Below are 12672 nucleotides of genomic sequence, written 5' to 3'. Positions count from 1 at the left end.
TTTAACAAAAACAAAACAAGTGATGAAGTATTATACACTCCGTTCGTCATTCATCAGCAACAACAAATTTTCATTTAAATAACTATATGGCAAGAAGCCAGAAAAAAAGCAAATAAGAATTTTCGAAGAAATAACGCCGATCGCAATATTCATTTAACCGAAATTAATACAGCAGGAAGAGAGTCGGGGCAGCCACAGAACTCGAAAGATAATCCGCCCCAACCACTGACTTCAGGCGCGACGCGTCGCTAACCAACAAAGCAGGGAACCCGCACACACCATAACCGCACCTTGCCAGAATGAAAATGACAGCGGCGCGCTTAACAGGACAGCGGCCAGCGCAGATGACAGTACCGGGGTAAAATAGGACCCCACAGCCATAATCGTGACGTTGCCATGCAAAATACCCACGTTCCATGCTGCATAAGCAAATCCTAACGTCAGGGCAGCAGAAAACAGTTTGATAACGACAGGCGTGCTAAAAATCATCTCCGGCTGCGGCGTCAGAAAATAATGTACCCATAAACTTGCAGCAGTGAGGAGGACAAATATCGTAATGCCATTAAACCCTCTGGCATATTTGTTAGTGACGGTACAGTAGGTTGCCCAGATAAACGCGCCGAGAAAAGCGAGAAAATAGCTTAATGGGCTGGTTGCAATATTGCTGATAATTTCATCAGCATGGAGTCCATGTTCACCGCCTAAAACCCAACAGACGCCGGTTAACGCGACAATTAATCCAGGAACAACCAGCCAGGTTGTTTTTTGTCCATTGAACAAAATAGCAAAAAGAATCGTCAGGCTGGGCCATAAATAGTTGACCATGCCGACTTCAATCGCCTGGTGACGCGTTGCTGCATATCCCAGCGAGAGCGCCAGACATATTTCATAACTGACAAACAGTACGCTGCCAGCGATTAAATAACGAACAGGAAAACGACGAATATTGGGGAACCCAACGGTAAAGATGAGCAATAATCCGCTTAGCGAATAAATAGCGGCGGCGCCGCCAACAGGCCCAAGTCCTTCACTTACCCCACGAATAAGCCCGACCATCGTGCTCCAGAGTACGATGGCAATAAGTCCAATTAACGTTGCTTTTTGTGTCGTCATTCTCTCCGTTTATCCCCATTCCTGGTCAAAAAATATCGCTGAAATTTATAGCACTTTTACACCTTCCCGCGCTAATTCATTGTCTTTCTGATACTCCTTTGGTGGTATATAAACTCGACAAAAAGAACTATTTAGTAGCGGAACCGATTCGTTATTGATTTGACGCAAAAAAGTTATGGATATTGCTGTTAGTTTCCTCGCGAAGTTACATCCCTGGAAAAAAGAGGAAAGCAATGGACGTCAGCCGCAGACAATTTTTTAAAATCTGCGCGGGCGGTATGGCGGGAACAACAGTCGCTGCTCTGGGTTTTGCACCCAAAATGGCACTGGCTCAAGCGCGAAATTATAAGCTGTTACGCGCTAAAGAGATCCGAAACACCTGCACATACTGTTCCGTAGGTTGCGGGCTATTAATGTATAGCCTGGGCGATGGAGCAAAAAACGCAAAAGAAGCAATTTATCACATCGAAGGGGACCCGGATCATCCGGTCAGCCGTGGCGCATTGTGTCCGAAGGGCGCAGGTTTGCTGGACTATGTACACAGTGAAAACCGCTTGCGTTACCCGGAGTATCGCGCGCCCGGTTCAGATAAATGGCAACGCATTAGCTGGGATGACGCGTTCACCCGCATCGCAAAGCTGATGAAAGCCGACCGTGACGCCAACTTTATTGAAAAGAACGAACAGGGCGTAACGGTAAACCGCTGGCTTTCCACGGGGATGCTTTGCGCCTCCGCCGCCAGTAACGAAACAGGCATGTTGACGCAGAAGTTCGCGCGTTCCCTCGGCATGCTGGCAGTAGACAACCAGGCACGCGTCTGACACGGACCAACGGTAGCAAGTCTTGCTCCAACATTTGGTCGCGGTGCGATGACCAACCACTGGGTTGATATCAAAAACGCCAACGTCGTTATGGTGATGGGCGGTAACGCCGCTGAAGCACATCCGGTGGGATTCCGCTGGGCGATAGAAGCGAAAAACAACAACGACGCCACGCTGATTGTCGTCGATCCACGTTTTACACGTACAGCCTCGGTCGCGGATATTTACGCGCCTATTCGTTCCGGTACAGACATTACCTTCCTGTCCGGCGTACTGCTGTATCTGATTGAAAACAATAAAATCAATGCCGAATACGTTAAGCATTACACCAACGCCAGCCTGCTGGTGCGGGACGATTTTGCTTTCGATGATGGTCTGTTTAGCGGCTACGACGCCAAAAAACGCCAGTATGACAAGTCATCCTGGAACTATCAGTTCGACGAAAACGGCTATGCAAAACGTGATGAGACGCTGAGCCATCCGCGCTGCGTATGGAATCTGCTGAAACAACACGTTTCCCGCTATACGCCAGATGTTGTCGAAAACATCTGCGGTACGCCAAAAGCCGATTTCCTGAAAGTGTGTGAAGTGCTGGCCTCCACCAGCGCCGCCGATCGTACCACTACCTTCCTGTACGCGCTGGGCTGGACGCAACATACCGTTGGTGCGCAGAACATCCGTACGATGGCGATGATCCAGTTGCTGCTCGGCAACATGGGGATGGCAGGCGGCGGCGTCAACGCCTTACGCGGCCACTCTAACATCCAGGGGTTAACGGATTTAGGTCTGCTTTCCACCAGCCTGAGCGGTTATCTGACCCTGCCGTCTGAGAAGCAGGCGGATCTGCAAACCTATCTGAGCGCAAACACGCCGAAGGCCACGCTGGCCGACCAGGTGAACTACTGGGGCAACTATCCGAAGTTCTTCGTCAGTCTGATGAAATCGTTCTACGGCGATGCAGCGCAGAAAGAGAATGACTGGGGCTTTGAATGGCTGCCGAAGTGGGATCAGGCCTACGACGTCATTAAATACTTCAACATGATGGATAGCGGTAAAGTGACCGGCTACATCTGTCAGGGCTTTAACCCGGTTGCGTCTTTCCCAGACAAAAACAAAGTGGTGCAGTCGCTGAGCAAGCTGAAGTACATGGTGGTCATTGATCCGCTGGTGACGGAAACCTCCACGTTCTGGCAGAACCACGGCGAGTCTAACGACGTCGATCCGGCGTCGATCCAGACTGAAGTCTTCCGTCTGCCGTCAACCTGTTTTGCCGAAGAAGATGGCTCTATCGCCAACTCTGGCCGCTGGTTGCAGTGGCACTGGAAAGGTCAGGATGCGCCGGGCGAAGCCCGCAACGACGGCCAAATTCTGGCCGGTATTTACCACCGTCTGCGCGAGATGTATCGCAGCGAAGGGGGTAAAGGCGTTGAACCGCTGCTGAAGATGAGCTGGGACTACAAACAGCCGGATCATCCTGAATCTGAAGAGATTGCGAAAGAGAACAACGGCTACGCGCTGGAAGATCTCTATGACGCCAACGGCGTCCTGCTGGCGAAGAAAGGCCAGTTGCTGAGCAGTTTTGCCCAGTTACGCGATGACGGAACGACGTCTTCCTCCTGCTGGATTTATACCGGCAGTTGGACCGAGCAGGGCAACCAGATGGCTAACCGTGACAACGCCGACCCGTCAGGTCTCGGCAATACGTTGGGTTGGGCATGGGCATGGCCGCTGAACCGCCGCGTACTGTATAACCGCGCCTCGGCAGATCCGCAGGGTAAACCGTGGGATCCGAAACGGATGCTGATCCAGTGGAACGGGTCGAAGTGGACGGGGAACGATATCCCGGACTTCAACACCGCCGCACCGGGTAGCGCAACCGGGCCGTTTATCATGCAGCCGGAAGGGCTGGGACGTCTGTTCGCCATCGATAAGCTGGCGGAAGGGCCGTTCCCGGAACACTACGAGCCGATGGAAACGCCGCTGGGCACCAACCCGCTGCACCCGAACGTGATCTCCAGCCCGGTCGTTCGTCTGTACGAAGAAGATGCGCGGCGTATGGGCAAGAAAGATCAGTTCCCGTATGTCGGTACAACCTATCGTCTGACCGAACATTTCCACACCTGGACCAAGCACGCATTGCTGAATGCGATTGCTCAGCCAGAGCAGTTTGTGGAAATCAGCGAAAACCTGGCGGCCTCGAAAGGGATTGCCAACGGCGACGCAGTGAAAGTCAGCAGCAAACGTGGATTTATCCGGGCGGTTGCCGTGGTGACCCGACGTCTGCAAACGCTGAACGTCAATGGTCAGCAGGTTGAAACCGTGGGTATTCCGCTGCACTGGGGCTTTGAAGGGGTTGCGCGTAAAGGCTATATCGCAAACACCCTGACGCCAAATGTCGGTGATTCCAACTCGCAAACGCCGGAATATAAAGCGTTTTTAGTTAACATCGAGAAGGCGTAAGGGAGGCGAACATATGTCTTTGGAAACGCAGGACATCATCAAACGGTCTGCAACAAACCCGATCACGCCGCCTCCCCAGGCGCGTGATTATAAAGCGGAAGTCGCAAAACTGATCGACGTCTCCTCCTGCGTAGGCTGTAAAGCCTGCCAGGTGGCTTGTTCCGAGTGGAATGACATTCGTGACGAGGTAGGTCATTGCGTCGGGGTGTATGACAACCCGGCCGATCTCAGCGCGAAATCCTGGACGGTGATGCGTTTTAGCGAAACCGAACAGAACGGCAAGCTGGAATGGCTGATTCGTAAAGACGGCTGTATGCACTGTGAAGATCCGGGCTGCCTGAAGGCATGCCCGTCTGCCGGCGCGATCATCCAGTACGCTAACGGGATTGTTGATTTCCAGTCCGAACATTGTATTGGCTGTGGCTACTGCATCGCCGGGTGTCCATTTAATGTTCCGCGCCTCAATAAAGAGGACAACCGCGTCTATAAATGTACGCTGTGTGTGGATCGCGTCAGTATCGGTCAGGAACCGGCTTGCGTGAAAACTTGCCCAACCGGGGCAATCCATTTCGGCACCAAGAAAGAGATGCTGGAGATGGGGGAGCAGCGCGTGGAGAAACTCAAAGCGCGCGGTTTCGAACATGCCGGTGTTTACAACCCACAAGGTGTGGGTGGTACGCACGTCATGTACGTTCTGCATCACGCGAACCAGCCGGAGCTGTATCACGGCTTACCGAAAGATCCACAGATCGATACCTCTATCAACTTGTGGAAAGGGGCGCTGAAACCTCTGGCTGCCGCCGGGTTTATCGCCACCTTCGCCGGGCTTATCTATCACTACATTGGTATTGGCCCGAACAAGGAAGTGGACGATGAAGAGGAGGACCATCATGAGTAAGTCGAAAATGATTGTGCGCACGAAATTTATCGATCGCGCCTGTCACTGGACGGTGGTGATTTGCTTCTTCCTGGTGTCGCTGTCGGGAATTGCGTTTTTCTTCCCGACGCTGCAATGGCTGACGCAAACCTTCGGGACGCCGCAGATGGGGCGTATTTTGCACCCGTTCTTCGGCGTAGCGATTTTTGTCGCACTGATGTTCATGTTTGTGCGCTTTGTACACCACAACATCCCGGACAAGAAAGATCTTCCGTGGCTGAAAAATATTGTGGAAGTACTGAAGGGCAATGAACACAAAGTCGCCGATGTCGGTAAGTACAATGCCGGGCAGAAAATGATGTTCTGGTCGATCATGAGCATGATTTTCGTGCTGCTGGTGACGGGCGTAATTATCTGGCGTCCGTACTTTGCGCAGTTCTTCCCGATGCAGGTCGTGCGTTACAGCCTGCTGATCCATGCGGCGGCAGGCATCATCCTGATGCACGCCATCCTCATCCATATGTATATGGCATTCTGGGTGAAAGGATCAATTAAAGGGATGATCGAAGGTAAGGTGAGTCGTCGCTGGGCGAAGAAACACCACCCACGCTGGTATCGCGACGTCGAGAAGGTCGAAGCGAAAAAGGAAAGCAAAGAGGGATTACAATAACCCGCTTTCAAAAGACAAAAGCGCTACGTCTGTAGCGCTTTTTTTTTGCCAACAGAATGCCGGATGGCGCTGCGCTTATCCGACCGACAACCGTATAAAACGCAGGCCCGGTAAGCGTAGCGCCACCGGGCAAACACTCAGATAGAGGTACGGCGGTAATCGCGGTATTCCGCTTGCCAGAAATTCTCGTCGATGGCTTGCTGTAGCGCTTCTGCGGACGTTTTTACCGCCACGCCCTGTTGCTGCGCCATTTTACCCACGGCAAAGGCAATCGCTCGCGACACGGTCTGAATATCTTTCAGCTCCGGCAATACCAGACCTTCGCCGTTGAGCACCAGCGGAGAGTATTTCGCCAGCGTTTCGCTTGCCGACATCAGCATTTCGTCGGTAATACGCGACGCGCCGGACGCAATCACGCCCAGGCCGATCCCCGGGAAGATGTAGGCGTTATTACATTGCGCAATAGGGTAAATTTTATCTTTCCAGGCCACCGGCGCGAAAGGACTGCCGGTCGCGACCAGCGCATTGCCTTCGGTCCAGGCGATGATGTCCTGAGGCGTGGCTTCAACGCGGGACGTCGGGTTAGACAGCGGCATCACGATCGGACGTGGGCAGTGCTTGTGCATCTCGCGAATGATCTCTTCAGTAAAGAGTCCGGTTTGCCCCGACACGCCAATCAGAATGTCCGGCTTCACGTTGCGCACGACATCAAGCAGGGAGAGCACTTCGCTTTCGCTGTCCCAGTGTTGCAGGTTCTCGCGTTTTTGCACCAGCTTCGTCTGGAATGAGAGCAGGTTAGGCATCTGGTCCGTCAACAGACCAAAGCGATCCACCATAAACACTTTCTGGCGAGCGGCTTCTTCGCTGAGCCCTTCGCGTTGGGTTTGCGCGATGATCTGTTCAGCAATCCCGCAACCGGCAGAACCCGCGCCAAGGAAGACGATTTTCTGCTCGCTCAACTGGCTGCCCGCAGCACGGCTGGCGGCAATCAGAGTACCGACGGTCACGGCCGCCGTTCCCTGAATATCATCGTTGAAAGAGCAGATTTCATCGCGATAGCGATTAAGCAGCGGCATCGCGTTTTTCTGCGCGAAATCTTCGAATTGCAGCAAGACGTCCGGCCAGCGCTGTTTCACCGCCTGAATAAACTCATCGACGAATTCATAGTATTCGTCATCGGTGATGCGCGGGTTACGCCAGCCCATATAGAGCGGATCGTTCAGCAACTGCTGATTGTTGGTGCCGACGTCCAGTACCACCGGCAGGGTATAGGCCGGGCTGATGCCGCCACAGGCGGTGTACAGCGACAGTTTACCGATTGGAATCCCCATTCCGCCAATGCCCTGGTCGCCAAGACCGAGGATGCGTTCCCCGTCCGTCACCACAATCACTTTGATATTGTGGTTAGGCACGTTTTGCAGGATATCGTCCATGTTGTGGCGGTTCTGATAAGAGATGAACACGCCGCGCGCGCGACGGTAGATCTCAGAGAAGCGCTCACAGGCGGCGCCCACCGTTGGGGTATAGATAACCGGCATCATCTCATCGAGATGGTTTTGCACCAGTCGGTAGAACAGGGTTTCGTTGGTATCCTGAATGTTGCGCAGATAGATATGTTTATCGATTTCCGTTTTGAATCCCTGATACTGGATCCAGGCGCGCTCCGCCTGTTCTTCAATCGATTCGACCACTTCCGGCAGTAACCCCAGCAGGTTGAAGTTACGGCGTTCTTCTATACTGAAAGCGCTTCCTTTATTCAGGAGAGGAAATTCCAGCAGCACAGGGCCAGCGTAAGGAATATAAAGGGAACGCTGTTTCTTGATTTTGGTTTCCATGTCACTCACTCTTTTTCGAATATCCGTTCCTGGTGCTGTTTTATGGGCGTACTTAGGTTTTCACCAGGGCGTCGGGCAAAGAGTATAAAGCATTGTGAATGAATCCAGGCTTTTGTAAGCAAAAACACCATTGCGGTTGCAATGGTGTTTATCGTCATATCAGAACAGGGCGCTTACTTTTGGCTGTCAGCGTGACGTTTTCTGCCAGTAGGGTTGTTGACCACGCTGACTTTGTCGCCTTCGGTCACGAGCTTGCGTTGGTTGGAAATTTTATGGTCCAGTCCAAGAATATGACGGGCCTGACGGTTCGATTTCATTTTAACTCCTCAATCCTGTTGCTAGTTTTAAGGACAAATTCGCAATTGCGAAAGAAACGTAACCCCTTAGGTTGCTGGTACAGCATAGCAGGTTTTCCCCGGAAGGCGACCGAACGCGTGTAACAGAGTTGGTCTATACTTTCTGTTTTGAGCCAACAGGAGAGCAAGAATGACAATCCATAAGAAAGGTCAGGCACACTGGGAAGGCGATATTAAAGGTGGAAAAGGTACGGTATCGACCGAAAGCGGCGTATTGAATCAACAACCCTATGGCTTTAATACACGCTTTGAAGGCGTAAAAGGGACCAACCCGGAAGAGTTAATCGGCGCAGCCCACGCGGCCTGTTTCTCGATGGCGCTTTCGCTGATGCTGGGCGAGGCGGGTTTTACCCCATCGTCAATCGACACGACAGCCGATGTCTCACTGGATAAAGTCGACGCGGGTTTTGCGATCACGAAAATTGCGTTGCACAGTGAAGTGGCCGTACCCGGCATTGATGCGTCCACCTTTGACGGCATTATTCAAAAAGCGAAAGCCGGGTGCCCGGTTTCGCAGGTGCTGAAAGCAGAAATCACGCTGGATTATCAGTTGACGTCATAACGGCATCAATCTCGACGGCCCGGTGATTGAGCGTCGGGTCGGCTCCACAAAACATTCTGTAGGCCCGGTAAGCGACAGCGCCACCGGGCGATTGTCTGACTTTTACTCCACCGCTCGCCAGCAGCGAACGTCGCTCTCCGATCCCCGCGTCAATAATGCCTGCGGTTTTTCACAGCCACGGGTTGCCAGCGGACAGCGATCGCGAAAATAACACCCTTGCGGCAGGTGGCGGTTCCCCGGTAATTCCGTTTTGCGCAGCACCAGGTCTTCTGCCAGCGGCGCCCCCGTTTTCGGCACGGAATCCAGCAACAGCCGGGTATAGGGATGCGCAGGCGTAGTTAACACCTGTTGCGCGTCGCCCAGTTCAACAATTTGCCCGAGATACATCACCGCCACCCGATCGCTCATGTATCGCACAACCGACACGTTGTGTGAAATCAGCACATACGTCAGTTTACGGCGCGTCTGTAGCGCAACCAGCAGATTCAGGATCTGCGCCTGCACGGAGATATCCAGCGCGGAAGTCGGTTCATCAAGCACGATAACGTCCGGCTCTGACGATAAGGCGCGGGCAATGGCGATGCGCTGGCGTTGTCCGCCGGAAAACGCATGGGGAAGCCTGTCGAGGTACTCAGGCCGGATGCCAACCTGTAAGGCCAGTTCCTCTGCCAGCGTCCGCCGCTCGTGTTCGCTGTTATGCTTCTGGAGCCAGACGGGCTCGGTGATAATCCGCCAGACGGGTAATCGGGGGTCCAGCGAAGAGAGCGGGTCCTGAAAGACCATCTGCATCCCGCTGTTGGCGCCGGTGCGCGCAACGCCAGGCCGCGAGCACTCGCCGTGGCTGGGTTTTAACATTCCCATCAGCAGTTGCGCCAGCGTACTTTTCCCGCAGCCGGATTCCCCCACGATGCCAAGCGTTTCTCCCTGGCGAATCTGCAAATCCATACCGTTCAGGGCATGTACGCGCTCCGTCACCCGCCCCAACCAGTTTTTACGGGCGGGGAAGGTGATATGGACATCCCGTAACGAGAGCAATATGTCAGACATGCGTCATCTCCTGTTGTGGATACCAGCAGGCGGATTGTTGTTCAGGTTCGCCATGATTCTCCAGCGCCGGGACAGCCTCGCACAGCGTCCCGGCGGCAAAACAGCGTTCGCGGAAGGCGCATCCGGTTGGCAGACAGGTCAGGTTAGGCACCGTCCCTGGAATCGCGGGCAGCGGCGCGCGAGGTTCGCCGTGTTCCGGCGCGCATTTCAACAAACCAATGGAATAGGGATGCGTGGGGCGGCGAATAACCGTCTGCGTGGGGCCGCTCTCAATCACGCTTCCGGCATACATGACATACAGCCGATCGCACAACTGCGATACCACCGCCATATCATGACTGATAAACAGCACCGCAGTACCGCTGGCTCGCGCTTTTAGTTTCAGCAAACGCAGAACCTGTAGCTGCACCGTGACGTCCAGAGCGGTAGTGGGTTCGTCGGCAATAATCAGCTCCGGCTCGCAGGAGAATGCCAGCGCGATCATCACCCGCTGGCGCATCCCGCCGGAAAGCTCAAACGGAAATCGCGCCATAACCTGCGCCGCATCGGGAATTTGCATCTCTTCCAGCAGGGCGATGGCTTTTTCCCGCGCCGCCTGGCGGCTCACCGCCTGATGATGGCGAATGACTTCCACCATTTGTTGCCCAATGCGCCGGGTGGGATTCAGCGCCGTCATTGGCTCCTGGAAGATCATCGACACGCGCGCGCCGCGCCATTTACGCATCTGTTTTTCGCTGGCATTCAGCACATCCTCGCCCAGCAGCGATACGCGGCCCTGATGAATGTGATAGCTGCCTTCCGGCAGTAGCCGCATTGCCAGCATGGCGGTGACGGATTTACCTGACCCGGACTCGCCGACCACGCCGACGATTTCGCCCCGGTCGATACGCAACGATACGTGGTTAAGGGCGTGAACATCGGCTTTGTAACCCGGAAAGCTCAGGTGTAAATCCTCAATTTCCAGCACGGGTTGGGTCATGACTGTTTTCCTCCGGCTTTAGGGTCAAGCAGATCGCGAATACCATCGCCAAACAGGTTAAACCCGACAGCGGTAATCAGGATCGCCGCCCCAGGAAAGGCGCAATACCACCACTGGTCGAGGACATAGTTACGACCAATAGCCACCATTGCGCCCCATTCAGCGGAGGGCTGTTGTGCGCCAAGGCCAATAAAGCCCAGCGTGGCGGCCATCAGGATCGCGCTGCCAATATCCAGCGACGCCTGCACGATAAGCGGCGGCAGCGAATTACGTAAGATATGCCAGCTGATAAGGTGCCAGCGAGAAGCGCCATACGTTCGGGCAGCCTGTACATAGGTAAACTGGCGCACGACCAGCGTTTGCCCTCGCGCCAGGCGCACATAAAAAGGAATACGGACAATGGCGATCGCCATCATGGCGTTAAACAGGCTCGGCCCCAGCGCGGCGGCCAGCGCCATCGTCAGCACCAGCGAAGGAATCGACAGCATAATATCCATCAGACGCATAATAATGGCGTCGGCGCGCCCGCCCATGACGCCGGAAAGACAGCCAAGCAAGGAGCCGATTCCACCGGCAATCCCTACGACGACCAGCCCGGCGACAATGGATTGCTGGCTGCCGACCAGTACGCGGCTGAACAGATCGCGTCCCACTTCGTCAGTGCCGAACCAGTGCGTCGCAGAGGGCGCAAGCAGGCGTGCGGTCAAATCAATGGCATTGGGATCGTAAGGCGTTATCCAGGGCGACAGCACCATCAGTAGCAACATCAGGATGATAATCACGCCGCCGGTCAGCGTCAGCGGGCTGCTTTTCATCAGCCAGAAGAGTTTTGCCCAGTCGATCCGGCGGCGGGCGGTCTGCGACGGGGCGGGCGTCTCTTGCGTTAACATCATTCAGCACCTCCGCGACCGATTCGGGGATCGATCCACAAATAGAGTAAATCGACGACCAGGTTTACCAGCACATAAGCCAAAGAGACCACTACGGCGAATCCCATCACCGCCGGAAAATCCAGCGCCTGAATAGAGGTGACCACCCACGCCCCCATTCCCGGCCAGGCAAAGACCGTCTCGGTAAGCACGGCGCCATACAGCAAATCGCCCAGCGCCAGTCCCAGAACGGTAATCGACGGAATCAGGGCGTTAGGCAAGGCATAGCAGAGCACGATGTACCAGCCAGGCAGACCGCTGGCACGCGCGGTGCGAATGTAGTCCTCACTGAGTTGTTCCAGCATGGCGGAACGAATCTGACGGGCGACAATTCCCAGGTGGACAAACGCCAGAGTCAGCGCCGGTAAAATAAGGTGTTGTAACGCGTTGAAAAAGACCTCGCCATTCCCCTCCAGCAGCGCGTCAATCAGGTAGAACCCGGTGACGTGGGCGGGCGGGTCCAGCCAGTCATCAAGCCTTCCACCGCCGGGCAGAATTTGCAGATGCCCGTAAAACAGAACAATAACGCCCAGCCCCAGCCAGAACGCCGGGGTGGAAATGCCGGTTATCGCCATCAGCCGCACCAGATGGTCCAGCCAGCGGTTTCGCCAGACGGCGGATAAAATCCCCAGCGGAATTCCGATCACCAACGCCAGCAGCAGGGAACAGAAGGCCAGTTCAAGCGTGGCGGGGAAAAACACGCGCAACTCTTCCATTACCGGGCGGCCAGTGCGTATAGACGTGCCCAGATCACCGTGAAAAACGTCGCTGACATAGCGAAAAAATTGCACATACAGCGGCTGATCCAGCCCCAGCTGTTGGCGAATGTTTTCGACAATTTCATCGCTGGCGCGATCGCCGGCCAGCAGTCGCGCAGGGTCGCCAGGAATCAGGTGAGAAATAATAAACGTAATTACGCAAACACCGGCGACCACCAGAATTAGTCCCCAGCATCGCTGGCGTAAAATGCTCCAGAACGTCATAGGCTTCCCCTTGCGGAGCCATAACGGCCCCGCATCAACG

At 54.5% G+C, this 12672-nt stretch carries 11 protein-coding genes; 4 read left to right on the top strand and 7 right to left on the bottom strand.

All coding sequences use genetic code 11. The features are described 5' to 3' along the window. Window positions 1–231: 231 nt before the first annotated feature. Window positions 232–1113 carry an aromatic amino acid efflux DMT transporter YddG gene (yddG, locus tag OGX93_RS03590; protein ID WP_012132385.1) on the bottom strand — a complete coding sequence of 294 codons (882 nt, stop codon included), beginning with the start codon at window positions 1111–1113 and terminating at the stop codon, window positions 232–234. A 233-nt stretch (window positions 1114–1346) separates the two neighbouring features. Between yddG and fdnG the strand changes: the two genes are divergently transcribed. The 3 genes from fdnG to fdnI are packed head-to-tail and all read left to right on the top strand — an operon-like array spanning window position 1347 to window position 5941. Then, window positions 1347–4394, top strand: a complete 3048-nt coding sequence (fdnG, locus tag OGX93_RS03585; RefSeq protein WP_077956900.1) for a formate dehydrogenase-N subunit alpha — start codon at window positions 1347–1349, stop codon at window positions 4392–4394. Between the two features lie 13 nt (window positions 4395–4407). Next, entirely contained in the window at window positions 4408–5292 is an 885-nt protein-coding gene (gene fdxH, locus OGX93_RS03580) for a formate dehydrogenase subunit beta (RefSeq protein ID WP_012132387.1), read from the top strand. Then, a complete protein-coding gene (gene fdnI / locus OGX93_RS03575; protein WP_012132388.1) occupies window positions 5285–5941 on the top strand; it encodes a formate dehydrogenase-N subunit gamma in 657 nt (218 codons plus the stop codon). Before fdxH ends, fdnI begins: the two co-directional genes overlap by 8 nt. A 137-nt stretch (window positions 5942–6078) precedes the next feature. Here the strand turns inward: fdnI and maeA are convergent, their stop codons facing one another. Further along, a complete protein-coding gene (gene maeA / locus OGX93_RS03570; RefSeq protein ID WP_012132390.1) occupies window positions 6079–7776 on the bottom strand; it encodes a malate dehydrogenase in 1698 nt (565 codons plus the stop codon). 173 nt (window positions 7777–7949) lie between these two features. Then, window positions 7950–8093, bottom strand: coding sequence for a stationary-phase-induced ribosome-associated protein (gene sra / locus OGX93_RS03565; RefSeq protein WP_024130331.1), 144 nt, complete (start codon window positions 8091–8093; stop codon window positions 7950–7952). A 169-nt stretch (window positions 8094–8262) separates the two neighbouring features. On the opposite strand from sra, the gene osmC reads away from it, so the two are divergent. After that, window positions 8263–8694: a peroxiredoxin OsmC gene (gene osmC, locus OGX93_RS03560; protein WP_012132392.1), complete on the top strand. Its 432-nt coding sequence runs from the start codon at window positions 8263–8265 to the stop codon at window positions 8692–8694. 102 nt (window positions 8695–8796) lie between these two features. Here osmC and OGX93_RS03555 read toward each other — a convergent pair whose 3' ends face one another. The 4 genes from OGX93_RS03555 to OGX93_RS03540 are packed head-to-tail and all read right to left on the bottom strand — an operon-like array spanning window position 8797 to window position 12632. Beyond that, a complete protein-coding gene (locus tag OGX93_RS03555; RefSeq protein ID WP_286449530.1) occupies window positions 8797–9741 on the bottom strand; it encodes an oligopeptide/dipeptide ABC transporter ATP-binding protein in 945 nt (314 codons plus the stop codon). Continuing rightward, entirely contained in the window at window positions 9734–10720 is a 987-nt protein-coding gene (locus OGX93_RS03550) for an ABC transporter ATP-binding protein (RefSeq protein WP_047463664.1), read from the bottom strand. The genes OGX93_RS03555 and OGX93_RS03550 overlap by 8 nt, the downstream gene beginning before the upstream one ends. After that, a complete protein-coding gene (gene ddpC / locus OGX93_RS03545; RefSeq protein WP_012132395.1) occupies window positions 10717–11613 on the bottom strand; it encodes a D,D-dipeptide ABC transporter permease in 897 nt (298 codons plus the stop codon). Before ddpC ends, OGX93_RS03550 begins: the two co-directional genes overlap by 4 nt. Continuing rightward, entirely contained in the window at window positions 11610–12632 is a 1023-nt protein-coding gene (locus tag OGX93_RS03540; RefSeq protein WP_012132396.1) for an ABC transporter permease, read from the bottom strand. The genes ddpC and OGX93_RS03540 overlap by 4 nt, the downstream gene beginning before the upstream one ends. Window positions 12633–12672 lie beyond the last annotated feature (40 nt).

Origin of the sequence: Citrobacter sp. CK195 (assembly GCF_030333365.1) — a bacterium.
Classification (GTDB): Bacteria; Pseudomonadota; Gammaproteobacteria; order Enterobacterales; family Enterobacteriaceae; genus Citrobacter_B; species Citrobacter_B koseri.
The sequence above is the reverse complement of the archived record's forward strand: the minus strand, read 5'-3'. Positions and strand labels throughout refer to the sequence as shown.

Bases quoted from the DNA above. Each gene is read 5' to 3' on its own strand.
- ddpC (WP_012132395.1), bottom strand. From the start codon at position 11,613: ATGATGTTAACGCAAGAGACGCCCGCCCCGTCGCAGACCGCCCGCCGC.
- yddG (WP_012132385.1), bottom strand. From the start codon at position 1,113: ATGACGACACAAAAAGCAACGTTAATTGGACTTATTGCCATCGTACTC.
- osmC (WP_012132392.1), top strand. From the start codon at position 8,263: ATGACAATCCATAAGAAAGGTCAGGCACACTGGGAAGGCGATATTAAA.
- OGX93_RS03550 (WP_047463664.1), bottom strand. From the start codon at position 10,720: ATGACCCAACCCGTGCTGGAAATTGAGGATTTACACCTGAGCTTTCCG.
- fdnI (WP_012132388.1), top strand. From the start codon at position 5,285: ATGAGTAAGTCGAAAATGATTGTGCGCACGAAATTTATCGATCGCGCC.
- OGX93_RS03555 (WP_286449530.1), bottom strand. From the start codon at position 9,741: ATGTCTGACATATTGCTCTCGTTACGGGATGTCCATATCACCTTCCCC.
- maeA (WP_012132390.1), bottom strand. From the start codon at position 7,776: ATGGAAACCAAAATCAAGAAACAGCGTTCCCTTTATATTCCTTACGCT.
- sra (WP_024130331.1), bottom strand. From the start codon at position 8,093: ATGAAATCGAACCGTCAGGCCCGTCATATTCTTGGACTGGACCATAAA.
- OGX93_RS03540 (WP_012132396.1), bottom strand. From the start codon at position 12,632: ATGACGTTCTGGAGCATTTTACGCCAGCGATGCTGGGGACTAATTCTG.
- fdxH (WP_012132387.1), top strand. From the start codon at position 4,408: ATGTCTTTGGAAACGCAGGACATCATCAAACGGTCTGCAACAAACCCG.